Source organism: Mongoliimonas terrestris, from assembly GCF_001927285.1.
Classification (GTDB): Bacteria; Pseudomonadota; Alphaproteobacteria; order Rhizobiales; family Pleomorphomonadaceae; genus Chthonobacter; species Chthonobacter terrestris.
Genome location: NZ_MSIG01000004.1, coordinates 94374 through 118649, shown reverse-complemented (window position 1 = coordinate 118649; position 24276 = coordinate 94374). Strand labels below are relative to the sequence as shown.

At 69.0% G+C, this 24276-nt stretch carries 23 protein-coding genes; 19 read left to right on the top strand and 4 right to left on the bottom strand.

What is annotated here, in order from left to right; all coding sequences use genetic code 11:
* Window positions 1–256: 256 nt before the first annotated feature.
* From ruvC to BUQ68_RS07020, 3 genes are all read left to right on the top strand, one after another.
* Window positions 257–781 (top strand): crossover junction endodeoxyribonuclease RuvC, encoded by a 525-nt coding sequence (gene ruvC, locus BUQ68_RS07030; protein ID WP_075215246.1) that lies wholly within the window; start codon window positions 257–259, stop codon window positions 779–781.
* A complete protein-coding gene (ruvA, locus tag BUQ68_RS07025; protein WP_075215245.1) occupies window positions 778–1395 on the top strand; it encodes a Holliday junction branch migration protein RuvA in 618 nt (205 codons plus the stop codon). The genes ruvC and ruvA overlap by 4 nt, the downstream gene beginning before the upstream one ends.
* 130 nt (window positions 1396–1525) lie before the next feature.
* Complete coding sequence (locus tag BUQ68_RS07020) at window positions 1526–2203, top strand: hypothetical protein (protein ID WP_139315172.1); 678 nt, start codon at window positions 1526–1528, stop codon at window positions 2201–2203.
* A gap of 5 nt (window positions 2204–2208) precedes the next feature.
* On the opposite strand, the gene BUQ68_RS07015 is transcribed toward BUQ68_RS07020, so the two are convergent.
* Window positions 2209–3225 carry an ELM1/GtrOC1 family putative glycosyltransferase gene (locus BUQ68_RS07015; RefSeq protein WP_075215477.1) on the bottom strand — a complete coding sequence of 339 codons (1017 nt, stop codon included), beginning with the start codon at window positions 3223–3225 and terminating at the stop codon, window positions 2209–2211.
* A 139-nt stretch (window positions 3226–3364) separates the two neighbouring features.
* Here BUQ68_RS07015 and BUQ68_RS07010 point away from each other — a divergent pair, with 139 nt between their 5' ends.
* The 13 genes from BUQ68_RS07010 (at window position 3365) to ftsH (ending at window position 17936) form a co-directional block, all read left to right on the top strand.
* Window positions 3365–4369 carry a polysaccharide pyruvyl transferase family protein gene (locus BUQ68_RS07010; RefSeq protein ID WP_175577755.1) on the top strand — a complete coding sequence of 335 codons (1005 nt, stop codon included), beginning with the start codon at window positions 3365–3367 and terminating at the stop codon, window positions 4367–4369.
* Window positions 4370–4486: 117 nt separating this feature from the next.
* A complete protein-coding gene (gene ruvB, locus BUQ68_RS07005) occupies window positions 4487–5527 on the top strand; it encodes a Holliday junction branch migration DNA helicase RuvB (protein ID WP_075215242.1) in 1041 nt (346 codons plus the stop codon).
* A gap of 102 nt (window positions 5528–5629) precedes the next feature.
* Window positions 5630–7189, top strand: a complete 1560-nt coding sequence (locus BUQ68_RS24185; protein WP_175577754.1) for a hypothetical protein — start codon at window positions 5630–5632, stop codon at window positions 7187–7189.
* Window positions 7186–7764, top strand: coding sequence for a methyl-accepting chemotaxis protein (locus tag BUQ68_RS07000; RefSeq protein WP_175577753.1), 579 nt, complete (start codon window positions 7186–7188; stop codon window positions 7762–7764). The genes BUQ68_RS24185 and BUQ68_RS07000 overlap by 4 nt, the downstream gene beginning before the upstream one ends.
* A gap of 65 nt (window positions 7765–7829) precedes the next feature.
* Entirely contained in the window at window positions 7830–8258 is a 429-nt protein-coding gene (gene ybgC, locus BUQ68_RS06995) for a tol-pal system-associated acyl-CoA thioesterase (protein ID WP_075215240.1), read from the top strand.
* 319 nt (window positions 8259–8577) lie between these two features.
* Window positions 8578–9291: a protein TolQ gene (gene tolQ / locus BUQ68_RS06990; RefSeq protein WP_075215239.1), complete on the top strand. Its 714-nt coding sequence runs from the start codon at window positions 8578–8580 to the stop codon at window positions 9289–9291.
* Window positions 9292–9294: 3 nt separating this feature from the next.
* Window positions 9295–9765 carry a protein TolR gene (tolR, locus tag BUQ68_RS06985; protein WP_075215238.1) on the top strand — a complete coding sequence of 157 codons (471 nt, stop codon included), beginning with the start codon at window positions 9295–9297 and terminating at the stop codon, window positions 9763–9765.
* Window positions 9762–10901, top strand: a complete 1140-nt coding sequence (locus BUQ68_RS06980; RefSeq protein WP_139315171.1) for a cell envelope biogenesis protein TolA — start codon at window positions 9762–9764, stop codon at window positions 10899–10901. The genes tolR and BUQ68_RS06980 overlap by 4 nt, the downstream gene beginning before the upstream one ends.
* Window positions 10902–11107: 206 nt before the next feature.
* Complete coding sequence (gene tolB / locus BUQ68_RS06975) at window positions 11108–12418, top strand: Tol-Pal system beta propeller repeat protein TolB (RefSeq protein WP_210215603.1); 1311 nt, start codon at window positions 11108–11110, stop codon at window positions 12416–12418.
* A gap of 185 nt (window positions 12419–12603) precedes the next feature.
* Window positions 12604–13119 carry a peptidoglycan-associated lipoprotein Pal gene (gene pal / locus BUQ68_RS06970; RefSeq protein ID WP_075215235.1) on the top strand — a complete coding sequence of 172 codons (516 nt, stop codon included), beginning with the start codon at window positions 12604–12606 and terminating at the stop codon, window positions 13117–13119.
* Window positions 13120–13451: 332 nt separating this feature from the next.
* Entirely contained in the window at window positions 13452–14582 is a 1131-nt protein-coding gene (gene ybgF, locus BUQ68_RS06965) for a tol-pal system protein YbgF (protein ID WP_083656399.1), read from the top strand.
* Window position 14583: 1 nt separating this feature from the next.
* Entirely contained in the window at window positions 14584–15852 is a 1269-nt protein-coding gene (gene tilS, locus BUQ68_RS06960) for a tRNA lysidine(34) synthetase TilS (protein WP_075215234.1), read from the top strand.
* Window positions 15853–16007: 155 nt separating this feature from the next.
* A complete protein-coding gene (ftsH, locus tag BUQ68_RS06955; protein WP_075215233.1) occupies window positions 16008–17936 on the top strand; it encodes an ATP-dependent zinc metalloprotease FtsH in 1929 nt (642 codons plus the stop codon).
* Between the two features lie 399 nt (window positions 17937–18335).
* Here ftsH and BUQ68_RS06950 read toward each other — a convergent pair whose 3' ends face one another.
* Window positions 18336–20114 carry an ABC transporter transmembrane domain-containing protein gene (locus tag BUQ68_RS06950; RefSeq protein WP_075215232.1) on the bottom strand — a complete coding sequence of 593 codons (1779 nt, stop codon included), beginning with the start codon at window positions 20112–20114 and terminating at the stop codon, window positions 18336–18338.
* Window positions 20115–20427: 313 nt separating this feature from the next.
* On the opposite strand from BUQ68_RS06950, the gene rpmE reads away from it, so the two are divergent.
* A complete protein-coding gene (rpmE, locus tag BUQ68_RS06945) occupies window positions 20428–20652 on the top strand; it encodes a 50S ribosomal protein L31 (protein ID WP_075215231.1) in 225 nt (74 codons plus the stop codon).
* Window positions 20653–20829: 177 nt separating this feature from the next.
* Here rpmE and rcdA read toward each other — a convergent pair whose 3' ends face one another.
* The gene (rcdA, locus tag BUQ68_RS06940; RefSeq protein ID WP_075215230.1) at window positions 20830–21363 is read right to left on the bottom strand and encodes a protease adaptor protein RcdA; all 534 of its coding nucleotides are present in this window, start codon (window positions 21361–21363) and stop codon (window positions 20830–20832) included.
* A gap of 447 nt (window positions 21364–21810) precedes the next feature.
* Window positions 21811–21999, bottom strand: a complete 189-nt coding sequence (locus BUQ68_RS06935; protein ID WP_075215229.1) for a DUF1192 domain-containing protein — start codon at window positions 21997–21999, stop codon at window positions 21811–21813.
* 163 nt (window positions 22000–22162) lie between these two features.
* Here BUQ68_RS06935 and BUQ68_RS06930 point away from each other — a divergent pair, with 163 nt between their 5' ends.
* Both BUQ68_RS06930 and BUQ68_RS06925 read left to right on the top strand, forming a co-directional pair.
* Window positions 22163–23137, top strand: coding sequence for an NAD(P)H-quinone oxidoreductase (locus BUQ68_RS06930; RefSeq protein WP_083656361.1), 975 nt, complete (start codon window positions 22163–22165; stop codon window positions 23135–23137).
* 425 nt (window positions 23138–23562) lie between these two features.
* On the top strand, window positions 23563–24273 hold the full coding sequence (locus BUQ68_RS06925) for a DUF1013 domain-containing protein (RefSeq protein ID WP_075215227.1): 711 nt from the start codon (window positions 23563–23565) through the stop codon (window positions 24271–24273).
* The last annotated feature ends 3 nt before the right edge of the window (window positions 24274–24276 follow it).

Here is a 24276-nt window from a genome sequence, read left to right as displayed (position 1 = left end):
TGCGTGCGAGTTGAGGAGCGGACGTCTTTCCCTCGCCGAGGGTCGAGAAGGCCGGTTCAGCGGCGCAAGTCGCGGCGAGGCCCGCCGGCCATGGCTACACCGGGCTACACCGGGCTACATCGGGCTACAGGGGCGGCGACATCGGGCTACAAACGCCACGACATCGCCCGCCCAAACCGACGACAAACGGCGACATCGGACGCTTGTAGCGGGGCATGGTCCTGTACGAATCAAGAACACCACGCTATGGGGACCCATGAGCACCGTCACCCGCATCATCGGCATCGACCCGGGCCTCCGCCGCACCGGATGGGGCGTCATCGACACGGTGGGAAATTCCTTGCGCTTCGTCGCCTCCGGCACGGTCACCTCCGACGGGGACGACGAACTGGCCCGTCGGCTCGTTTCCCTGCACGACGGGCTGGAGGCGATTCTGGAGACATTTCAACCGGATGAGGCCGCGGTCGAGCAGACCTTCGTCAACAAGGACGCGGGCGCCACGCTGAAGCTCGGGCAGGCCCGCGGCATCGCGCTCCTCGTCCCGGCCCGGCGCGGCCTCGCCGTCGCCGAATACGCGCCGAACGCGGTCAAGAAGGCGGTCGTGGGCGCCGGTCACGCGGAAAAACAGCAGATCCGCCTGATGGTTACGGTCCTCATGCCAAAGGCCGAATTCAAGACCGACGACGCCGCCGACGCCCTTGCGATCGCCATCACCCACGCCCATCATCGCGGCTCCGCGCAGGCCCGCATGGCCCTCGCCCTCAAGGTCGGACATTCATGATCGGCAAACTGAAGGGTGTCGTCGACAGCGTCGGAGACGACTGGGTTCTCCTCGATGTGAACGGGGTCTGCTACCAGGCCTTCTGCTCCGCCCGCACCCTCCAGCGCCTGCCGAGGGCCGGCGAAGCTGCTGTTTTGTCTATCGAAACTTATCTCCGCGAGGACATGATCCGGCTCTACGGCTTCGCCAACGACCTGGAGCGGGAGTGGTTTCGCCTGCTGATGACCGTCCAGGGCGTCGGCGCCAAGGTCGCCCTCGGCGTCCTCTCCGTGCTCGATCCCGGCGCCCTCGCCACCGCCATTGCCATGCGCGACCTCACCGCCCTATCCCGCGCCCCCGGCGTCGGCAAGCGGGTGGCCGAGCGCCTCGCCACCGAACTCAAGGACAAGGCCCCCGCCTTCTCCAACGCCGACCCGGCGGTGCTGAAGACCGCCATGGACGTCGCCGAGGCCCGCGCCTCCGGCCCGGTCGCCGAGGCGGTCTCCGCCCTCGTCAATCTCGGCTACGCACAGTTGCAGGCCGCCGCCGCCGTCACCGCCGCGGCCAAGACCGCCGGCGAGGAACCGACCACGACAACCTTGATTCGCCTGGGATTAAAGGAACTGGCGCGCTAGCCGCTGGCCCATCGAACTACAACCTGCGGTCATGGCGCATCGACATGGACTCCGCAGTTCAATCAAGGTGCGGCCGACGCGCCGAGGCTGTAGAAGTCTTCTGACACGCGGCTGCGGGCGGGAGGTCCGGATGGGTTTCTTCAGGGGACTGATGGTCCCGATCTCCTTTCTGCTCTTCCTCGCCCTCTTTGGTGCCACCGCGCTCGCGGTGATCGCCGGCGGCCCCCTCTCGCAGGGGGTTCAACCCGCTGATCTGCCGACGCTTTTGCCGACCGGCGCCGGGGCGCCGAACCCGTTCGTGATCGCCGCCGGCCTCGCGCTCGTCGCCGACCTCTTCATCGGCATGATCGCCATGCTGATCTCCGAGAAGGTCACCACCGTCGGCAGCTTCCTGTCGTCCCTCCTGAAGACGACGTTCTGGTTCGGTCTCCTGTTCGCCGGCGGATTGGCCTTCTACCTCAATGGTTTGGAGGGTGACGTCTACGAGAAGTTCCTGCCAGCGGCGCTGCTCTTCGCCGGCCTCATCGCCGCCGCGGTGGTCTCGGGGATCGTGCTCGGTCTGCCCTTCCTCTGGTGGGTGAGCGAGCGCCCGCGCCAGAAGCGCCGCCGCACGGTCCACCGTCCCCGCCCGGCTCCGGTGCCCACCCCGGTGGCCGCCCCCGTCGCCGTCGAACCGCTCGCGCCGGAACCGCAGCACCCTTCGTCAGAACCGGAGCACGCCATGGCCGAACCGGCGCGTCCCTCCGAACCTAACCCGCGCGAAACACCGCCCTCGCCCGCCGGCGCGCCTCCCCCGCCGGCGGCCTAAGCCGCTCAGGATCTTCTGTATTTTGCCACGACAGGCTCGATCGCCGACCAGATCTCGGCACGAATGTCGTGGCTGTCCGGTGTCAGCCGCGTCAGCTCGCGGGCGAAGAGATCCGGCGTCAGGCTGGCAAGCGGCAGCACGCTGACGGCCCCGCGGGCATACATCATCGCCACCGCCTCGTCGTTCATCGACGCCTCCACCTTGTCGGGCTTCAGGGCGATCACCGGCCGGCGGGCGGTCACCGCCTCGGTGATCATGGAGAGGCTGTCCTCCGTCACCACGATGGCATCGAGGGCGAAGAGCGCCGCCGCCGACCCGGCGCCGCCCTGGCGGTAATCCACGAAGGTCTCCAGCACGCCCCGCGCCGCCTGTCCGGCGAAGAGATCGGCAACGGCCGGCGGCGTCCGCCTCGACGTGGACACGCTCCAGCGGATGCCGAAGGCCGCCGCGCTCGCCTCCACGAAACGCACCACCGCCTGCCATTCGTCGTCCCGGAACCGGTGACCGTGCGACTTGCCGCCGAGCAGCAACGCGATCCGCGCGCCGGCAAGATCCTCGTTGTTTTTCAAGGGCTTGGGTGAAGGCAGACGGTCCGGTTCGACGGTGCAGGGGATGGGCGAATAGGTGCTTTGGGGCTCCGCCGCATAGCGCGGGAAAGGCACCAGCATGCGGGTGAAATCCGCCCGGTCGTAGCCGGTCGCCCGCCCGGTGTAGACGAGGTCGGCTCCGAAATGGCGGGCGAGGAAGATCCCCGCCGCGATGGTGGGCCGGCCGGACGCGAGCACGACATCCGGCCGCGCCAATCCGGCGACGTCCACACCGTAGAGGAGGCCGAGCCACCAGGCCGGATCCTTTGCGAAATGCTTCAGCGCCATCCGCCGCACGAAGGAGTGGGCGAGCCGCCGCGGCTTCACCGGCAGCCGGTCGATCTCGGCCGGAACCCGTTCGGCGATGAGCCGGGCGAGGCCTTCGGTCTGGTGGAAGTGACCGGGCTTGCGGTCCCGTACGATCAAAAGGCGCAACGAAATCAAGCCCCACAGGTCCGCACGCGACGGAAGGCGACCGTCGCTTGGCCGGCCATGCAGCCGCAGATATATAGTAACGTCAAATATCGTGTCGAACGCTTTGGACCGGGCCGCCGCCAGGCTCGCGGGGATGATGATGAAGGTTGCGCTGGTCCACACGACGTCGCAGATCGGCCACCACGGCTGCACCCTGGTCAACCGGCGGATCGAGGCGCTTTCCGCCGCCGCCGGCCTTCAGATCACCCGGCGCTTTCCGCTTCAGTTCGACGAGACGGCCGAGGACTGGGGCCGCTACGACGCCATCCTCCTCAACGGCGAAGGCTCGCTTCACCACGACCGCCGGGCCGCGAAGCGAATCGCCGCGCTCGGCGGCGTGTTCGAACGGGCCGGCCGGCCGGCCTACCTGATCAACACGATCTACGAGGAGAACGGGCCCGAGGTGGCCGAGGGCGTCGCCCGCTACCGCCGCGTCTACACCCGCGACGGCGCCAGCCAAGCGGCGCTCGCCAGGGCCGGCATCGCCGCCATCGTGGTGCCGGACCTCTCCCTCACCTGGGAACCCGGGACCGCGCTCGCCCCGAAAGGCGGCCGGCTGGTGGTGGGCGACAGCGTGCACAAGCACGTCTCTGCCGCCCTCTGGGGCTTCGCAAGGGCCAAGCACGCGCCCTTCTTCTCCATGATGACCACGCCGCCGGTGATCCCCGATTTCGCCGACCGCAACCGCAAGCACCGCCTGCGCCACGCCTGGCGGCGGGCGACCGGGCTCGTGTCGCCGAAGGGCGCAACCCGCGCCCGGTTCTGGAACGAATTCAAGTCGTTCGAGGACTACACGGCCTTCCTGGCGAAGAGCGCCGCCCTGGTGGTGACCGGCCGTTTCCACCAGCTTTGCATCGGCTTCGACATGGAGATCCCGGTGGTCGCCGTGTCGTCGAACACGCGCAAGCTGGAAAGCCTATGCGCCGACGCCGGCATCGCCGGCCGCGTGGTGCCGACCGCGGCCGAAGCCGCCGCCCTCGTGGAGCGGGAGGGCCTTTCCGGCCTTGCCTACACGCCCGACGAGATCGCCAACCTCCGCCGTTTCCGGGCCGGTGCCCGCGACCGGGCCGCCGCCATGTTCCGGACGATCGCCGGCGGCGGCTGACCACGTCCGCCCGTCCGGCGCCTCTTCCCTCCACCGCCGGTTCCGTGCAAAACGAAAGGCGAACGCTTAAGGGGGCGCACCGCTCCCCGAATCGCCCGCTCCAGCACCGGATCGCCGATGACACCGCCCAAGCGCCTGGTCACAGGCGAAAAGCGCGAAGAGGACGTCGAACAGTCGATCCGCCCCTCGGCGCTGAACGACTTCGTCGGCCAGGCGCCGGCGCGGGCCAATCTCCAGGTCTTCATCGACGCCGCCAAGGCGCGCGGCGAAGCGCTCGACCACGTGCTCTTCGTGGGCCCGCCGGGCCTCGGAAAGACCACGCTCGCCCAGATTGTCGCCCGCGAGCTCGGCGTCAACTTCCGCGCCACCTCAGGCCCGGTGATCGCCAAGGCCGGCGATCTCGCCGCCCTCCTCACCAACCTGGAAGAGCGCGACGTGCTCTTCATCGACGAGATCCACCGAATGTCGCCGGCCGTGGAGGAGATCCTCTATCCGGCCATGGAGGACTACCAGCTCGACCTCATCATCGGCGAAGGCCCGGCGGCGCGCTCGGTGCGGATCGATCTCGCGAAGTTCACGCTGGTCGGCGCCACCACCCGCCTCGGCCTCCTGACGACGCCGCTCCGCGACCGCTTCGGCATTCCGATCCGCCTGGAGTTCTACACCACCGAGGAGCTGGAACTCATCGTCCGCCGTGGCGCCCGCATCTTCGGCATCGGCATGACCGATGACGGCGCCACGGAGATCGCCCGCCGGGCGCGCGGCACACCGCGCATCGCCGGCCGGCTCCTCCGCCGCGTGCGCGACTTCGCCATCGTGGCCGGCGCCGAGAACGTGGACCGGCGCGTCGCCGACGAGGCGCTGACCCGGCTCGACGTGGACCCGATCGGCCTTGACGCCCTCGACCTTCGCTACCTCAACACCATCGCGCTCTCCTTCGGCGGCGGCCCCGTCGGCATCGAGACCATCGCGGCGGCCATCGCGGAACCGCGCGACGCCATCGAGGACATCGTGGAGCCCTACCTGATCCAGAAGGGCTTCGTGCAGCGCACCCCGCGCGGCCGCGTCCTTACCCCCCACGCTTTTCGGCACATGGGCCTCGCCGTGCCGAACGGCCCGGAGGCGCCGCAGTTGGGGCTGTTGTTCGGGGACGACTAGGACCTGGGCGGATCCGCGCCTCGACGGCGCGGCTCCTGATCGCAGGGGTATATGTATTCCGTATTAATATGCATTTAATTGTATAATTCAACATTGTCCCTCATGATGACGGCCGACCATAAGGGCCGATCGAATCAGAGGAGACCAGCCATGATCGACTCGATAAAGATCCGTACGCTTGCCGCTGTCTTGACCGTTGCGCTCGGTGGGGTGGCGCTCACGGGCGAGCGGGCTTTTCATGCGTGGCAGGAGCGCGAGGCGGCCATCGCCCTCGTGACGGCGTCCGATCTGCGGACGACGCTCAGCGCGGGCACGATCGAACTGTCACTGGAACGCAGCGTCAGCCAGGTCGCTCTCGCCTTGGACGGTCCGATCACGCCAGACCTTGCGAGCCTTCGCGATCGGCAGCGGCAGCTGTCGAACGCTCGGTTCGACGATGTCGCCGCGAAGGCGGCCACCATCTCGACGGGCAGTGTCGATGCCTTTCGCCATGGCTTCGCCGAGGCGCGCGACGTGGTCCGGCAGGTTCGAGCCGAGATCGACGATCTGGCCGGGCGGCCACGGGCCGAGCGCCCGGCCGAGCGTGCCGCCGCGCTGCCCAACGACCTCAAGGCCTCCGTGCTCGCGCTCCAGGCGCACCGTCTCCTGCTCCAGGACGCCAGCTTTTCGGTTCCAAGCGAAATCAGCATGCTGGAGACGCTCCAGGAGAAGGCCTGGCAGTTGCGCGAGTTCGGCGGTCGGGAGCGCACCTACATGGTGATCGCGGTCGCGCGCGGCGAGCCGATTTCCCCCGCGGTGCGTGCGGAGATGACCATCCTCCACAAACGCGTGGAGGAGATCCGCCAGGAGATGGCCCGGCTTGCCACCGTGGCCCGCTTTTCCGGTCCGGTCATGGACGCGATCCGCGCGGTGGAAGCCGGTTACTTCGGCACATACGCGCGGTTGCGCCAGGCGGTGCTTGCCGAGGCCGATCAGGCGCGACCGGTCTATCCCACCGATTTCGGCGGCTTCTTCGCCGCCTCCGGCGAGGCACTAGCCGCCGTAGAGAAGATCGCGCCGGCGGCGGCAGCGGAGATTCATGAGCGCCTAGCCGCCGTGACCGAGGACGCCACCCGGTCCATCGTGATCGACGCCGTCATCCTGGCGGTCTTCGTCGCGGGTGCCGCGTGCGCGACGCTGCTGGTCCGCTCCGCCTTCGTGCGCTTCGACGACCTGCGCCGGTCCATGGAAGGCCTCGCCGAGGGCGACCTGGAGACCAGCATTCCGCACCAGGACACCCGCAACGAGGTCGGTCGGATGTCCGCCACCGTGGCGGTGTTCAAGTCCAGCATGCTGGAGAACCGCCGCCTTGCGGCCGAACGGGCCGCCGAAAGCGCCGCGAAGCTGCATCGGGCGGAGCACCTTGACGGTCTCACGCGGGCATTCGATCGCGCCGCATCCGACATGTGCCGCCACCTGACCAACTCGGCCGCCCAGATGGAGGAGAGCGCCAAGGTCCTCGGCGTCGTGGCGGAGGAGGCGAAGACCCAGTCCGTCGCCGTGGCCTCGGCGGCCGAGCAGACCACGGCCAACGTCCAGAGGTCGCCGCCAGCACCGAGGAGCTCACCGCGTCCATCTCGGAAATCACCAACCAGGTCAACCGATCTGCCGCCGAAGCGGTGAAGGCGAAAGGCACGATCCAGGACGCCAAGGCGAAGGTCGCATCGCTGGACGACCTCGCCGCCCGAATCGGAACCGTGGTGGACCTGATCAACAGCATCGCCGAGCAGACCAACCTCCTCGCTCTCAACGCCACCATCGAGGCGGCACGGGCCGGTGAGGCCGGCAAGGGGTTTGCGGTCGTGGCGTCCGAGGTGAAGCAACTCGCCACCCAGACCTCGAAGGCGACCGAGGAGATCAGCCGGCAGATCGGCGAGATGCAGGCGTCCGCCGGGGATATGGTCGGGTCGATCGACACGATCGCGAATTCCGTCGCCGAGATGACCCGGTTGGTCGAGGAGGTGAACACCGCCATGGAGCAGCAGCGCCAGGCGACCGACCAGATCGCCCGCGGCGCCCATGAGGCGGCCGTCGGCACGCAGCAGGTGACGCGGAGCATCAACACCGTGGAAGCCGGCTCACGGCGCACCGGCGAAGCGTCGGAGGGCGTCCTTGCCGCCGCCGTCGACCTCGCCCGCTCCGCGGACGCACTGCAGGCGCAGATCCGGACCTATCTCGCCGACATGAAATCCGCCTGAGGAGGGCCCGACAGACCCGGCGGCCGGAGACTTTCCGCCGCCGGCCGGTCGTGGCAGAAGGAGGCATGAGCGAAGCGCCAGCACCCTCCCCCCACACCCACCCGATCCGCGTCTACTGGGAAGACACCGACGCCGGCGGCATCGTCTACCACGCCTCGCACGTGCGCTTCTTCGAGCGGGGGCGGACGGAGCTGTTGCGGGCGATGGGGGTGCACCAGTCGGCGACCGTGGACCGGTCGGAGGAGACGGCGCTGCTCTTCACGGTGCGGCGGATGGAGATCGACTACCTGAAGCCCGCCTTCCTGGACGACCTTCTCGCAGTGGAGACCTCGGTGCAGGACCTCGGCGGCTCGCGCGTGACCCTCCTTCAGCGCCTCACGCGCGGCGAGGACCTTGTCGCGGAAGCCGTGGTCACGGTGGTGGCGGTCGGCGGCAACGGCCGGCCGAAGCGGCTGCCGCCCGATCTCAGGGCCCGTTTCGTGGCGCTGCAATAACCCTTCCTTAACCTTGACGAACCATGACTGGGGCGACTGCTGAGGGTCGCCAGTCCATGTTTCGACAAAATTCACGGGCATCTCCGTCGGACGCCGCGATCGCGTCCCGATCGAGGGACACGTCGGCGACGTCGTGGACGTGGCGTTCCGAAGTGCATTGCAACATGCCGATGCCGGGCCTCACCGAGCCTGTCTGCGAGCGTGCGGCGCGGAGCCGGCGGCCGATGCCGAAGGCGCCCGGCGGCGCGGCGGCGGATGGCGGGCGGCGAAAGCCCGGCGGCCCCGGACGATTTTTTCAACAAGGTTGTGCAGAGACGCCATGAACCCGGCCGAACTCACCCAGACGGCGCTTGCCGCCCCCGTGGCCGACATGACCCTGATCGGCCTCTTCATGCAGGCCCACATCGTCGTCAAGCTCGTGATGCTGGGCCTCCTTGCCTCCTCGATCTGGTGCTGGGCCATCATCGTCGACAAGGTCATCCTGTTCTCCCGGATGGCCAAGTCCATGGACCGGTTCGAGAAGATCTTCTGGTCCGGACAGTCGCTGGAGGACCTCTACCGGTCGCTCTCGGCGCGCCAGAACCAGGGCCTCTCGGCGGTCTTCGTCGCCGCCATGCGCGAGTGGAAGCGCAGCCACGAGGCGGGGCGTACCTCCTTCCTCGGCCTTACCGACCGTATCGAGAAGGTGATCGACGTGACGATCGCCCGCGAGATGGAGCGCTTCGAGGGGCGGCTCCTGGTGCTGGCGACGGTCGGCTCGGCCGGGCCCTTCATCGGCCTCTTCGGCACCGTTTGGGGCATCATGACCTCCTTCCAGGCTATCGCCACCAGCAAGAACACCAACCTCGCCGTGGTGGCGCCGGGCATCGCCGAAGCGCTGTTCGCCACGGCGATCGGCCTTGCTGCCGCCATACCGGCGGTGCTCGCCTACAACAAGTTCGCCGCCGACGCCGCCAAGCTCGGCGCGCGGATGGAGGGCTTCGCGGACGAGTTCTCGGCGATCCTCTCCCGCCAGATCGACGATCGGAGCTGACCGATGGGCATGGGCGGCGTGGGACACGGCAGCGGCGGTGGTCGGCGGCGCGGCCGGCGGCGCCGGAGCGCGGCGGTGATGAGCGAGATCAACGTGACGCCGCTCGTCGACGTGATGCTGGTGCTCCTCATCATCTTCATGGTGGCGGCGCCGCTGCTGACGGTCGGCGTTCCGATCGACCTGCCCGAGACGGCCGCCAAGCCGATGGAGGGCCAGACCGATCCGATCAACATCTCGGTCGACGCGGAAGGCCGCGTATTCCTCCAGGACAGCGAGATTCCCGCCGACGAGGTGGTGGCCAAGCTCCAGGCCATCGCCAAGAACGGCGTCGAGGACCGCATCTACGTGCGCGGCGATCGGGCCGCCGACTACGGCACGGTGATGCGCGTGATGGCCCGCATCTCCGCGGCCGGCTTCAAGAAGATCGGCCTCATCACCACGGAAGAGTCGGGCGCCCCGGTGCCCGCCAGTTGAGTTCCAGTATCGGTTCGCCCATGCGCGTCGGCCTCACCACGTCCGTCATCGGACATACGCTTCTTCTCGCCTGGGGGCTCGTGTCGCTTCCGGGGGCGGAACCGTTCGAGGTGCAGCAGCAGGTGGACGCGCTGCCCGTGGACCTGATCCCCCTGTCGGACGTCACGGAGATCGCCGAGGGCAAGAAGACCGCGCCCGCCAAGGAGACGGCCTCCACCGGCGTCGCCAAGCCGCCGGTGCCGCGGCCGGACAGCCAGAAGATCGGCAACGCGTCCTCCGACCAGGACGCGCCCATGACGGAGAAGACGACCGACACCGCAGCCGCGCCGACCAAGCAGGCGGCCGCGCCGACGCCCCCTCCCCCGCCGCCCGCGCCGGAGCGCCCGCCGGAGCCCGTCAAGGCGCCCGCGCCGCCGACCCCGCCCGAGCCGGCGCCCGCGCCCGAGCCGGAACCGGTGACGACACCGCCGGCCGAGGCCGCGCCGGCACCGACCGCCGAGGTGGCCGAGCTGCCTGCCGAGCCGGAGAAGGTGGCGGAGACGCCGCCGGCGCCGACGCCCGCCGTCGCGCCCCGCTCCAAACCGAAGCCGCCCGCCCCGGTGCAGACCGCCGCGCTCGACCCGAAGCCGGCGCCGCCGTCGAAGGAAACCAGGAAGTCTGAGGAGACCAAGCCCGTGGAGGCCAAGGCACCCCCGAAGGAGGAGCCGACGGAGACCTTCAATCCGGACGACATCGACGCCCTCCTGAACAAGGTCGACCCGTCGGGCGGCGGCGGCCGGGCCTCCACCGAGGAGGCCTCGCTCGGCTCGGAAAAGGCGACCGGCCCGGTCGCCAACATGAGCCAGAGCGAGATCGACGCGCTCCGCGCCGCCGTCGCGGCCTGCTGGAACTATCCGGCGGGCGCGGACGGGGCGGAGAGCCTGATCGTGCGCCTCAGGATCGAGTTCACGCCGACGGGCGACGTCGCCGGCACGCCGACCATCACCGAGCAGCCCCCTGGGCCGCTCGGCACCATCGCGGCGGAGGGCGCCGTCCGGGCGGTGCTGCGCTGCGCGCCCTACACCTTCCTGCCGCCCGAGAAGTACGAGGTGTGGCAGGTGGTGAACTTCCGCTTCAACCCGGCCGAGATGTTCTAACGCCGCGTCCGAGAGCGCCGCGGCCGGCCGGATCCACGCATCCGGCCCGGCTGGCGATCCGGACAACCGGCCCCGATCGGCCCGACGCCACAGAAAAGCGCGGTTCGAGTGTCTTTGGAAGCGCCATGATCACTGGAGATTTGGAACACATGACGGGAGCTCTTCCCCTCGGTCGCGGCCTCGTCGAGCGACTGTTCGCACGCCTCATGACCCACCTCCGGGTCGGAGCCGTCGCCATGGCGGGGCTCGCCGCGGTGGTGACGCCCGCTTCGGCGGAACTCAATATCGACATCTCGCAGGGAACGGTCCAACCGCTGCCGATCGCCATCCCGGACTTCGTCGGCGGCGGCGACACGGCGCAACTCGGCCGCGATATCGCCGGCGTGGTGTCGGCCGACCTGAAGCGCTCGGGCCTCTTCGCCACCCTCGATCCGGCATCCTTCATCGACAGGGCGATCAACCCGAACGCCCTGCCGAACTTCCAGAACTGGCGCGTGATCAACGCCCAGGCGCTGGTCACCGGCGCCATCACCCGCGCGCCGGACGGGCGCCTGCAGGCCGACTTCCGGCTCTGGGACGTGTTCGCCGGCCAGCAGCTGACCGGCCAGCAGTTCTTCACCACGCCGGAGAACTGGCGCCGGGTCGCCCACATCATCGCCGACGCCATCTACGAGCGACTGACCGGCGAGAAGGGCTATTTCGACACCCGCATCGTCTTCGTGGACGAGAGCGGCCCGAAGTCGGCGCGCGTCAAGCGGCTCGCCATCATGGACCAGGACGGCGCCAATGTGCGCTACCTGACCAAGGGCCAGGACCTGGTGCTCACGCCGCGCTTCTCGCCGACGACCCAGGAGATCACCTACATGTCGTTCGGCAACAGCGACCCGCGGGTCTATCTCCTCAACATCGAGACCGGCCAGCGCGAGGTGGTGGGCAACTTCCCCAACATGACCTTCTCGCCGCGCTTCTCGCCGGATGGCCAGCGGGTGGTGATGAGCCTGGAGCAGGGCGGCAACGCCAACATCTATGCCATGGACCTCCGATCGCGGGCGACCACGCGCCTCACCGACGCGGCGGCGATCGACACCTCCCCGTCCTACTCGCCGGACGGCGCGCGGATCGTGTTCGAATCGGACCGGGGCGGCAACCAGCAGCTCTACGTGATGAGCGCCGGCGGCGGACCGGCCCAGCGCATCTCCTTCGGCCAGGGCCGTTATTCGACCCCGGTGTGGAGCCCGCGCGGCGACCTCATCGCCTTCACCAAGCAGATGGGCGGCCGCTTCGCCATCGGCGTCATGCGCCCGGACGGCTCCGGCGAGCGCATCCTCACCGAGGGCTACCACAATGAAGGGCCGACCTGGGCGCCGAACGGGCGGGTGATCATGTTCTTCCGCGAGACCGGCGGACAGACCGGCGGACCGCAGCTCTGGTCGGTGGACCTCACCGGCCGCAACGAGCTCCGGATCCCGACTCCGTCGTTCGGATCGGACCCGGCGTGGTCGCCGCTTCTCAACTGACAAGGTAAACGCCACGTCCGGCGGATCCGAGGGGATCCGGCCGCCGGACGTCTCCAACACGGGCAGGATCCGACGAAGCTCCCGACCGACGCCTTCGAATGAGCCGCCGGATCAACGGCTGGTTAACCAAAGGCGTTTACCAAGACGGTCAGAGCATCCGGTCGGATGTACAGAGGGTTACCGGGATGACCAGCATCGCATCGAAATCCAGCCTCAGCCGCGCGGCCATCGCCTTCGGTCTCGCGCTCCTCGCCGCCGCCTGCGCCAAGAGCCCGAGCGAACTCGACTCCTCGCTCGCCGGCAGCGCCAACGCCGGGATCGGCGCGGCGAGCCCCGGAAGTGCCCAGGACTTCGTCGTCAACGTGGGCGACCGTGTCTTCTACGAGACCGACTCCTCGTCGCTGACCGCCGACGGCCGCTCCACCCTGGACCGGCAGGCCCAGTGGCTGAGCCTCTATCCGCGCTACACGGTGACCCTGGAAGGCCACGCCGACGAGCGCGGCACCCGCGAGTACAACCTCGCGCTCGGTGCCCGCCGCGCCAAGGCCGCCTACGACTATCTGGTCTCGCGCGGCGTCTCCCCGCAGCGGGTGAAGACCATCTCGTTCGGCAAGGAGCGCCCGGTGGCGCTCTGCAACGAAGACAGCTGCTGGGCCCAGAACCGGCGCGCCGTCACCGTGCTGAACAACGCCGGCAGCTGACCGCCGGTCGAACGGATCCGATCAAGAGCCCCGCCGGAGCGATCCGGCGGGGCTTTTTGCGTTTCGGGCGCGGCGATTTCATTGGCCGACAGCCTGGCTGAACCTTGCGAAGGCCAAAATTCAGCCGATATGCCGGAGCGTTATGCTAGGTGTGACGCGGTCCCGCATGCCCTTGCCGGGACGCGCAGCCCTCGGCAACGGGACCGTTCCGGCCGGCTCTCCACCCGTCGCGCCGAGCATCGCCGCATGGGTCGCCCTCGGTCGCGGACGTCCGGATCGTCGGGGATTTCGAGGACACCACGGACCAGAGGACACGGGCCAAACTGATGATCATGACCGTCACACGCGCGAGAGCACGCGGCGGCCTTGCCGCGCTCCTCGCGCTCATCCTGCTGACGACCGGCGGCATCGACGCCTCTGCGCAGATGTTCGGGCGAAGCGCCCCGGTGCCGCCCGGCTCGGTCGGCGCGCCGGTGACCGACGCCCAGGCGTCCGCCGTCTACGCCGAGCAGTCGATGCGCATCGACCAGATGCAGGAGCAGATGCGCCAGCTGAACGGGCGCGTGGAGGAGCTGACCTATCTGGTGCAGCAACTCCAGGAGATGCTTCGCCGCCAGCAGGAGGACGCGGAATACCGCTTCCAACAGCTGGAAGGCGGCGCCCGGCCGCAGAAGCGCTCCGACTCGTCGCCCGCGACGGGCGGCGCGCCCGCCGCCGCTGGTACCGCCCAGCTGGCGGGCCCGCCACAGGGCGGCCTTGCGACGGCGCCGGACATCGGCACGCCGCCGACCGTGCTCGGCACCATCCCGGGCGACGGCACCATGACCGGTCCGCCGTCGTCGAGCGCGCTCGGCGGTCCCCTCGACCTGTCGGCGATCGCCCGCGGTGTGGAACCGGCGGCGGGCTTCGGCAGCCCCGCCATCGGCACCGGCAACCCGGCGCTCGGTGGCACGCCGTCGGCGGGGTTGCCCGGCGTCGCCGGCGGCCTCGGCAGCCCGCCGCCTCTGAGCGGCCAGCCACAAGGGGCCCCGGGTGCCGGGTCGTTCGGCGGCGGCACCGAAACCGCCGTCCTGCAGCCGAGCGATCCGCAGAGCGCCTACGACCAGGCCTACGGCTACATCCTCTCCGGCGACTACCGGACCGCCGAGATGAGCCTGAAGCAGTTCCTCGCCGACCATCCGCGTTCGACGCTTGCCGGCAACGCGCAGTTCTGGCTCGGCGAGAGCTATTTCGCCCGCGACCAGTTCCGCGAAGCCGCAGACGCCTTCCTCTCCACCTATCGCGATTACCCGAAGGCCCCGAAGGCGGCCGAGAGCCTTCTGAAGCTCGGCCTCTCCCTGGAAGGCCTCGGCGAGCGCGACGCCGCCTGCGCCACGTATGGCGAACTGTCCAAGAAGTATCCGTCCGCCCCCGCGGCCCTCATCGAGCGCGCCCGCGCGCAGCGCTCCAAGGCCGGCTGCTGACGTGACCGCCGCCGTCGACGATCCGATCGCCGATGCGGACCTCGACGGCCTGTTCGGCGATCTGGGCTCCATCCGGGCCCTCGGCGTCGCTGTCTCCGGTGGACCGGATTCCACCGCGCTTCTTCATCTGCTTCATCGCCACGCGGCCCGCAGCGAACCCTCGCGCCGCCTCGTGGTGTTTACGGTCGACCATCGCCTTCGGCCGGAGGCCGCCCGCGAGGCTGCGGCCGTGATGGCCATGGCCGCCGGCCTCGGCCTTTCCGGCGAGATCCTCGCCTGGGAGCACGACGCCGCGCCGCCGGTCGCCGACCTCCAGGCCGCCGCGCGGGCGGCACGCTACCGGCTGATCGCGGAGGCCGCGCACCGGCACGGGGTCGAGGCCGTCGCCCTCGGTCATACCCTCGACGACCAAGCCGAGACCTTTCTGATGCGGCTGATCCGGGGGTCCGGCGTGTACGGGCTCGCCGGCATGCCGCGCGAACGGTGCGTGCACGGCATGCGCTTCGTCCGGCCGCTGCTCGGCGTGCCGAAGGCGCGACTTGTTGCCGCGTGCCGGGCGGCGGGCCTCACCTTCGCGGTCGACCCCTCCAACACCGCCGACCGGTTTCTCCGCGCGCGGGTTCGCCGGCTCGCCCCCGCGCTCGCCGAGGTGGGGCTGACGGCGTCCGTGCTGGCCGAGACCGCGCACCGGCTCGCCCGGGCCGCAGCCGTCATCGACGGCGTGGTGGCCGACCTCCGCCGCGCCGCGGTGACCGACCACGGCGGCGTGGTGTCGATCGCGGCGGATCCCTTCCGGGCGGCGCCCGACGAGGTGGCGCTCAGGCTCCTCTCCGGCGAGATCCGGCGGGTCCGGCCGACCGACTACCCACCCCGGATCGCCGCGCTGGAGGCCTTTCTCGACGCCGTCCGCGCCGCCCCCGGTCCGATCGCCCGACGGACCGTGGCGGGCGTTGTGATCGAGCCGAAGCCGGACCGCCTGTGGCTCTACGCGGAGGCGGGGCGGCGCGGCTTTCCGGAGGTCATGGTCTCCGAGCCGTGCACGCTCGTCTGGGACGGGCGGATCCCCGTGCCGATTGCCGCGCCCGTGTCGCCGGGAACGGTCGTCCGGGCGGCCCGCAAGGACGAGAGGCGCAAGGATCTGCCGGCCCGCGCCGCCAGCTCCTTGCCGGTGGTCGTCACAGCCGCCGGTGTCCTGGCCGGAGCGGGTAGAGGAGCGGCGGAACCCGCGCCCGGAAATCACGATTGTGGGAAGGACGAGGCGTTTCGTTAAACTACGAAGCAAAACAGCACCGCCTGCGACGGGTGTCGGGTTGGCAAGTCTGGTTGCGCCCCCTATCTTCAGCCTGGGACAGGTATGATGGTTCTGGTTTGCCGTCCCGAACGTGTCTTTTTCCGCGTCGCGCCCCGCGGCGCCAAAGGTCGACGATGAACGCCAATTTCCGCAATTTCGCCCTGTGGGTCATCATCGGGCTTCTGCTCATCGCCCTGTTCCAGCTCTTCCAGAGCCCCGGGCAACGGCCGACCTCCAACGAGATCACCTTCTCGAAATTCCTCCAGGAGGTCGAGCAGGACAACGTCCGCGACGTGACCATCATGGATCAGGCGATCAGCGGTCGCTACGCGAACGGACAGACCTTCCAGACCTACGCGCCGCAGGGGACCGACTACATCTCGGCGCTGCGCGACAAGAGCGTCCAGATCGCCGCCAAGCCGCAGACCGAGGGCTTCTCGCTCATCGGCACGCTGATCTCTTGGCTGCCGATGATCGTGATCTTCGCGCTCTGGATCTTCTTCATGCGCCAGATGCAGGGCGGCGCCGGCGGCAAGGCCATGGGCTTCGGCAAGTCCAAGGCGAAGCTGCTGACCGAGGCGCACGGCCGCGTGACCTTCGACGACGTGGCGGGCGTGGACGAGGCCAAGGAAGACCTGCAGGAGATCGTGGAATTCCTCCGCGACCCGCAGAAGTTCCAGCGCCTCGGCGGCCGCATCCCGCGCGGCGTTCTGCTTGTCGGCCCTCCGGGCACCGGTAAGACCCTGATCGCCCGCGCCGTCGCCGGCGAGGCGAATGTGCCCTTCTTCACCATCTCGGGCTCGGACTTCGTGGAGATGTTCGTCGGCGTCGGCGCCAGCCGCGTCCGCGACATGTTCGAACAGGCCAAGAAGAATGCACCCTGCATCATCTTCATCGACGAGATCGACGCCGTCGGCCGCCATCGCGGCGCCGGCCTCGGCGGTGGCAACGACGAGCGCGAGCAGACCCTGAACCAGTTGCTCGTGGAGATGGACGGCTTCGAGGCGAACGAAGGCATTATCATCATCGCCGCCACCAACCGCCCGGACGTGCTGGACCCGGCGCTGCTGCGCCCGGGCCGCTTCGACCGCCAGATCGTGGTGCCGAACCCGGACGTCGCCGGCCGCGAGAAGATCTTCAAGGTGCACGTGCGCAAGGTGCCGCTGGCGCCGGACGTGGATCTGAAGATTCTTGCCCGCGGCACTCCCGGCTTCTCGGGTGCCGATCTGATGAACCTCGTCAACGAGGCGGCGCTTCTTGCCGCCCGCCGGTCCAAGCGCCTCGTCACCATGGCGGAGTTCGAGGACGCCAAGGACAAGGTGATGATGGGCGCGGAACGCCGCACCCTCGTCATGTCGGAGGAGGAAAAGAAGCTGACCGCCTATCACGAGGCCGGTCACGCGCTCGTCGCCCTCCACATGCCCGCGTCGGACCCGATCCACAAGGCGACCATCATCCCGCGTGGTCGTGCCCTCGGCATGGTGATGCGCCTGCCCGAGCGCGATCAGGTCTCGCTGACCCGTGCCAAGTGCAAGGCGGACCTTGCGGTCGCCATGGGGGGCCGCGTCGCCGAAGAGCTGATCTTCGGCTACGAGAAGGTCACCTCGGGCGCTTCGGCGGACATCAAGATGGCGACGAGCCTTGCCCGCGCCATGGCGACCCAGTTCGGCATGTCGGACCGGCTCGGCCCGCTGCTCTACGGCGACAATCAGGACGAGGTTTTCCTCGGACACACGGTGGCGCGCCACCAGTCGGTGTCGGACGAGACGCAGTCGATCGTCGACGAGGAGATCAAGGGCTTTGTCAACCAGGGCTACGAGACCGCCAAGCGGGTGCTGACCGACAACATCGACCAGCTCCACGCCATCGCCCAGGGCCTCCTGGAGTATGAGACGCTGAACGGCGAAGAGATCCGTGGCCTGATCACCGGCAAGGCGCCCATGCGCGACACCTTCGACGATGCGCCCACCTCGCGCACGTCGGCCGTGCCGACCACGCGCACCAAGCCGAAGGGCGGCGAAGAGCCCGACGGCCCCGGCCTGGAGCCCCAGCCGACCGCTTGATGGTGGGCTGACGAGAGGCAATCGAAGCGCCGGATCCGAAAGGGTCCGGCGCTTTTCGTTGTGGAGATGCGGTCGGCCAGCAGAAGTGGATTTCGCGGGTTGTCACCTATGTGTCCACAATCAACCAACGCCGTCATCCCGGCGAATGCCGGGATCCAACCGACGTCGGCACCATCCACCTCGCGGCCGAATGGGCGGGCTTCAGTTGAATAGGCACAACTGAAGCATGGATGGGTATGGGAAAGTGACAGCCGGCGGTGCCGGCCACCGACGTCGGCTGGATCCCGGCGTTCGCCGGGATGACGTTGAGGGTGATCGCCACACCTTGCCGAGGAAATCCGCGGATGACGGTTCGCCGGGAGGCGACGGCCCCATACGGCGACTTCACCTCCGCCGCCCCTAAGCCTCGGTGAACTGCAGCCGCGCGAGGCGGGAGTAGAGGCCACCCTTGGCGACGAGGGCCTCGTGGGTGCCCTCCTCCACGATGCGCCCTTCGTCCAGCACCAGGATGCGGTCGGCGCCGACCACGGTCGCCAGCCGGTGCGCGATGACGAGCGTCGTCCGGCCCTTGGCCATGCGGTCGAGGGCGTCCTGGACAAGGCGCTCGCTTTCCGCGTCGAGCGCCGAGGTGGCCTCGTCGAGAAGCAGGATGGCGGCATCGCGCAGGACGGCCCGGGCAATGGCAATGCGCTGACGCTGGCCGCCCGAGATGGTCACGCCGCGCTCGCCGAGGAGGGTGTCGTAACCTTCCGGCAAGGTGCGGATGAAGCCGTCCGCGTTGGCCGCGAGCGCCGCCTCCTCCACGGCGGCGCGCGGGGCGTGCGGCCGGCCGAAGGCGATGTTGTCGAAGGCGGAAACCGCGAAGATCACCGGGTCCTGGGCCACCAGCGCCATGCGGTCGCGGACCTCCACCGGGTCGGCGTCGCGGATGTCGATGCCGTCGAGGAGGATGGCACCGTCCGTCGGGTCGTAGAAGCGCAGGAGGAGCTGCAGCACCGTGCTCTTTCCTGCCCCCGACGGGCCGACGATCGCAACCGTCTCCCCCGGCCGCACGGTGAAGCTGAGGCCGCGGAGCGAGGCGATGTCCGGCCGGGTCGGGTAGGAAAAGGAGACCGCCTCGAAGCGGATCTCGCCGCGCGGCGGCGTCGGCAACCGGGTGGGTCGCGGCGGCGGGGCGATCGCCTGCGGCACGGCGAGGAGTTCCATCAGCCGCTCCGTCGCGCCGGCCGCCTGGGAGATCTCGCCCCAGACCTGGCTGAGTTCGCCGAGCGCGCCAGCGGCGAACACCGCATAGAGCACGAACTGGCCGAGGGTGCCGGGCGTCATGGCGCCTGAGAGCACGTCCTGCGCGCCGACCCAGAGCACCGTGACAACGCTGGCGAAGATCAGGAACATGGCCACGAAGGTGAGAATGCCGCGCGAGCGCATCTGGCCGCGGGCGGCGTCGAACGAGCGCTCCACGAAGAGCGCGTAGCGGTCGGCGGCGGCCGTCTCGTAGGTGTAGGCCTGCACCGTGCGCGGCGCCGAGACCATCTCCTGCGCGTAGGCGCTCGCCTCCGCGAGCGTGTCCTGCGCCGAGCGGGACCGGCGCCGGACCGATCGGCCAAAGGCGACCAGGGGCAGGACGATCAGCGGAATGGCGGCGAGGACGAAGAGCGACAGGCGTGGGCTCGTCACCACCATCATCACGGCGGCACCCACGAAGAGCAGGAGATTGCGGAGCGCCACCGAGGCGCTGGAGCCGACCGCCGCCCGGATCTGGGTGGTGTCGGCGGTGAGGCGCGACACCACCTCGCCGGACTGGGCGGTGTCGAAGAAGGCCGGCGACAGGCCGATCACGTGCCGGAAGACCGCCGCGCGGATGTCGGTGATCACCCGCTCGCCGAGCGTCATCACCAGATAGTAGCGCAGCGCCGAGGCCGCCGCGAGCCAGAGCACCACGGCCCCGATGCCGAGGAAGGTCTGGTTGATCTGGTCGCTCGCCTCGGCCGAGAAGCCGTGATCGATCACGCCCTTGACGGCGATCGGCACCATCAGCGTCGCGGCGGATGCGGCAAGGAGCGCCAGCAGGGCGGCGAAGAGGCGCCCCCGGTAGGGCAGAGCGAAGGGAAGAAGCGCCCGGAGCGGCCGGATGGTGGTCCGACGGTCCGCGACCCCTCCCGAACCGTCGTCCTTCATGTCGCGCCTCGCCACGTCGCCTCGCCTCCCGTTCGACCGTCCTGTCCGTGGGGCGAAGATTGACCATGCGGCCGGTGCGGGCGCAAGTCCGCCCGAGTTGGCGTACGGTTGACACCGCGACGGCTTGTCTGCCCGCCGGGCTTCCTGTATAGAGGCCGCCGAACGCGAGCAGTCCGAAGGTCGCCACGTGGTCGTGGGCGGCCTGCCGCCGTGTCGGGCGCTTTTCGTGCCAGCAGGCGTTCGGACCACCTCGTCAGCCATTCGGCCCGCCCCGGCGACGGGTGCGCAGCAGATCGATGAAGGACATCAAGAGATGAAGCAGGGCATTCATCCGGACTATCACACCATCAAGGTCGTGATGACGGACGGCACCGAGTTCGTGACCCGCTCGTGCTACGGCGCGGAAGGCGAGACGCTGAACCTCGACATCGACCCGAAGTCGCACCCGGCGTGGACCGGCGGCAACCAGCAGATGCTGGATCGCGCCGGCCGCGTGTCGCGCTTCAACTCCAGGTTTGGCGGTCTGTTCGGCAAATAAGCGGCCGGGCGGCGAGCCGGCGCCTCAAAGAGGCGACGGGCGTCGGCCAGCGCCATGTGCCGCAGGGTCGAGCCCTTACAGAAAAGCCCCGGGAAACCGGGGCTTTTTGTCGTGCGCTTAGCGCGTCTGGACCCAGGAGCCGGGTATGAGACGCCCTGACCCGGAGCGCCCTTGCCGTCAATCCCGCCGCGCGCCGAAGGCATCCGCGAGCCGGCCGAGGTCCCGCGCGACCGGGTTCGCGCCCGCCTCGCCCACCAGCTTCGGACCATACATCGCCTGATCCAGATGGCGGATGCGGTCCTGCAGGCGGACGGAACGCTCGATCAACGCCCGCAACGCGTCTGGCAGCTCGTCGAAACCCGCCACGCGTTGGGCGTTCGGGACGCTGTCGAGGCGCACCTTGCGCTTCTCCGAGTTCGCCTGCTCGGAGGAGATTTCACCCTCGTTGACGGCACGCTGCAGGAGAAGCCACGACGCCAGCTGCATCAGGCGGGTCGTCAGGCGCATGGATTCGGTGGTGTAGAGGAGCGAACCCGCCCGCGGCAGGGTGCGGCTGTCCTTGCGCCCGTCCCCGTCCAGATAGGCGGCGGTCTCCTCCACCAGGGTCATCCCCTCGCGGAAGAGGTCGCGGAACGTCTCGGAGCTGGCGAACCGCTCGGCGAACGCGATGGGATGCGGGTCCATGGCATCGGTGACGACGAACTCACTCATACGCTTAAGCCTCACGTCCTGGAGACGCGCCCACGCATGATCCGCGAGCGCCGCAATCTCCCCGGTCTACCGTTGGAAGGCCGAACGCGGATCATAGCGCGTTTCGTGCCGTTCCGGGACTCACGGGTCCGAGATCGATCCGAACAGGCAACGCGTATGCCATATGGCCTATTCCTTGGCCGACACAAAGAAAAAAGAGCCGTGACGGGCACGGCTCTTGGAAAGTTGAACAGGGAGGCTCAAACAGAGTGACATCCGCCACTCGCCGTCCAGAAGACCGGACCCCCACAGAATGCAGACATCTGGTTAATTTACAGTTAATGAGATCTGCTTGTTTGGGATGCATGCCGTATCGATACAGATGACGCCAAGCTGACCGCAAGCGTCTGCTGAACCGCAACATGCAGTTGGCGCGACGGGACCTGGAAACGATTTGGAATCCGCGCCTTAACGTCTGAAAAGCGCGTCGGCGGCAGACCGCACGTCGGTCTTTGCCGCAAGCGCGTCCCGCAAGCGGACGATCTCGCCTTCCAGAAGAGCGATCCGCTCCGTCAACTCCGCCACGGACAGCGACGACAGGTCCTGGCCGATCTGGTGTACCGGTGGCTTCACAGCGCGCTCGTCGTCCCACACCATGGCGATCGTCTCCTCTGATGCTCGCACCCGGAAGATTAGGGTAGCGCAAGCGCGAAGAGAACGATCGCTTGCGGGCGGCGTTCGCCCGGTGTCGAAGAAAGCCCAGCCTAGAAGCCCCGCCTATGAGCCAAGGAACGGATCCGTGCCAGATTTCCCCGCGACCATGACCGCCATCGAGATCACCCGTCCGGGCGGACCGGAGGTGCTGGCGCCGACCACGCGGCCGGTGCCGGTGCCGAAGGACCGGGAGATCCTGGTGAAGGTGAGGGCAGCCGGCGTCAACCGGCCGGACAGCCTGCAGCGGGAAGGCGGCTATCCGCCGCCGCCGGGCGCATCCGACATTCCTGGCCTGGAGATCGCCGGGACCGTGGTGGCCCGCGGCGATCTCGCAGGCCCCTGGCAGGTGGGCGACGCTGTCACGGCGCTCGTGGCCGGCGGCGGCTATGCGGAATACGCGGTCGTCGACGGCTCGAACGCCCTGCCGTTGCCGGACGGCTACGACTTCATCAAGGCTGCCGCCCTGCCGGAGACCTTCTTCACCGTCTGGTCTAACGTGTTCGACCGGGCGGGCTTGCAGCCGGGCGAGAGCTTCCTCGTCCATGGCGGGACGAGCGGCATCGGCACCACGGCGATCCAGCTTGCCAAGGCTTTCGGCGCCACCGTGTTCGCCACGGCGGGTAGCGCCGACAAGTGCCGCGTCTGCCGTGATCTCGGCGCCGACCTCGCCGTCAACTATCGGGACGAGGACTTCGTGGCCGCCGTCAAGCAGGCGACCGGCGGCAAGGGCGTGGACGTGATTCTCGACATGGTGGGCGGGGACTACATCGACCGCAACTACGAGGCCGCGGCCGTGGAAGGGCGCATCGTCCAGATCGCCTTCCTGCGCGGGCCGAAGCAGACGGTGAACTTCACCCGCCTGATGCTGAAGCGCCTGACCCACACGGGTTCCACCTTGCGGGCGCGTGACCCCGCCTTCAAGGCGCGCATCGCCGCCAGCCTTGAGGAGAAGGTCTGGCCGCTTCTCGCCGCCGGCACCGTCGCGCCGGTGATCGACGCCGTGCTGCCACTGGCCCAGGCCGCCGAGGCGCACCGCCTGCTGGAAGCGGACCACGTGGGCAAGATCATGCTGACGACCTGAGGCAAGGGAGGGACCGGAGAGGGCAAAGGGGTACAAGGTCGCGAAAAGCGCGATTTCCGTTCGTCGTCGACCGAAGCCGCTCAATTCACACCGCCATCGTCATGGTCCGCTTCAGGCGGTCCACCCACGCTTTCTCCCCAGAAACCAACGTCCGGCCCAAATGCGTGGCTGGTCCGCCTGCGCGGACCGTGACGGCGGAGGGTGATGCGTCGGCTCGGCACTTCCGGCCCCGGCCACGCCCTGACGCCCCGGCGATGCCCTGGTGCCCCGGCCGATCCGCCCCCTTCGACGTCGTCCCACGCGTGCTTCCGAAGAATTGCGCGGATCTTCTCAACTGGCTATAAGAGCCCACATTCCCCGTCATCGCGAAGCGACTTCGGGCCACCGGCGAGAGCCGGGGGACCATACGAGAAGGATTTGACTTGATGTCGAACGCGCCCCTCATGCCGAAGGCAACGGCCGTGTGGCTGGTCGAGAACACGGCCCTGTCGTTCGATCAGATCGCCGCATTCTGCAAGCTGCATCCCCTTGAAGTGAAGGCCGTGGCCGACGGTGAGGCGGCTCAGGGCATCAAGGGCCTCGACCCGGTGCTCACCGGCCAGCTCACCCGCGAGGAAATCCAGCGCGCCGAGAAGAACCCGGAGCACCGCCTGAAGCTCGCCGATCCGAAGGTGCGGGTGCCGGAAGCCAAGCGCCGGGGCCCGCGCTACACGCCGGTGTCGCGCCGTCAGGACCGGCCGAACGCCATTCTGTGGCTAGTGCGCAACCATCCGGAGCTGAAGGACGCGCAGATCATGCGCCTCGTCGGCACCACCAAGTCCACGATCGCTCAGATCCGCGACCGGACCCACTGGAACTCCGCCAGCCTGACGCCGCTCGACCCGGTGACGCTCGGCCTCTGCTCCCAGCTAGAGCTCGACATGGAAGTAGAGAAGGCCGGCAAGATCTCGCCCGAGAAGGTGCTGGAGCCGGCCCCGAGCCTGTTGCCGGTGGACGAGACCACGTCCGAGGACGCGCTCGCCGGCTTCCGCAGCGGCAAGCCGCAGCCGGACGAGGACGAGTTGGACGCCGACGCGGTGTTCGCCAAACTGAAGTCCATGACGCGCAAGCCGGACGAGGACGACGACGATCTCTGATCC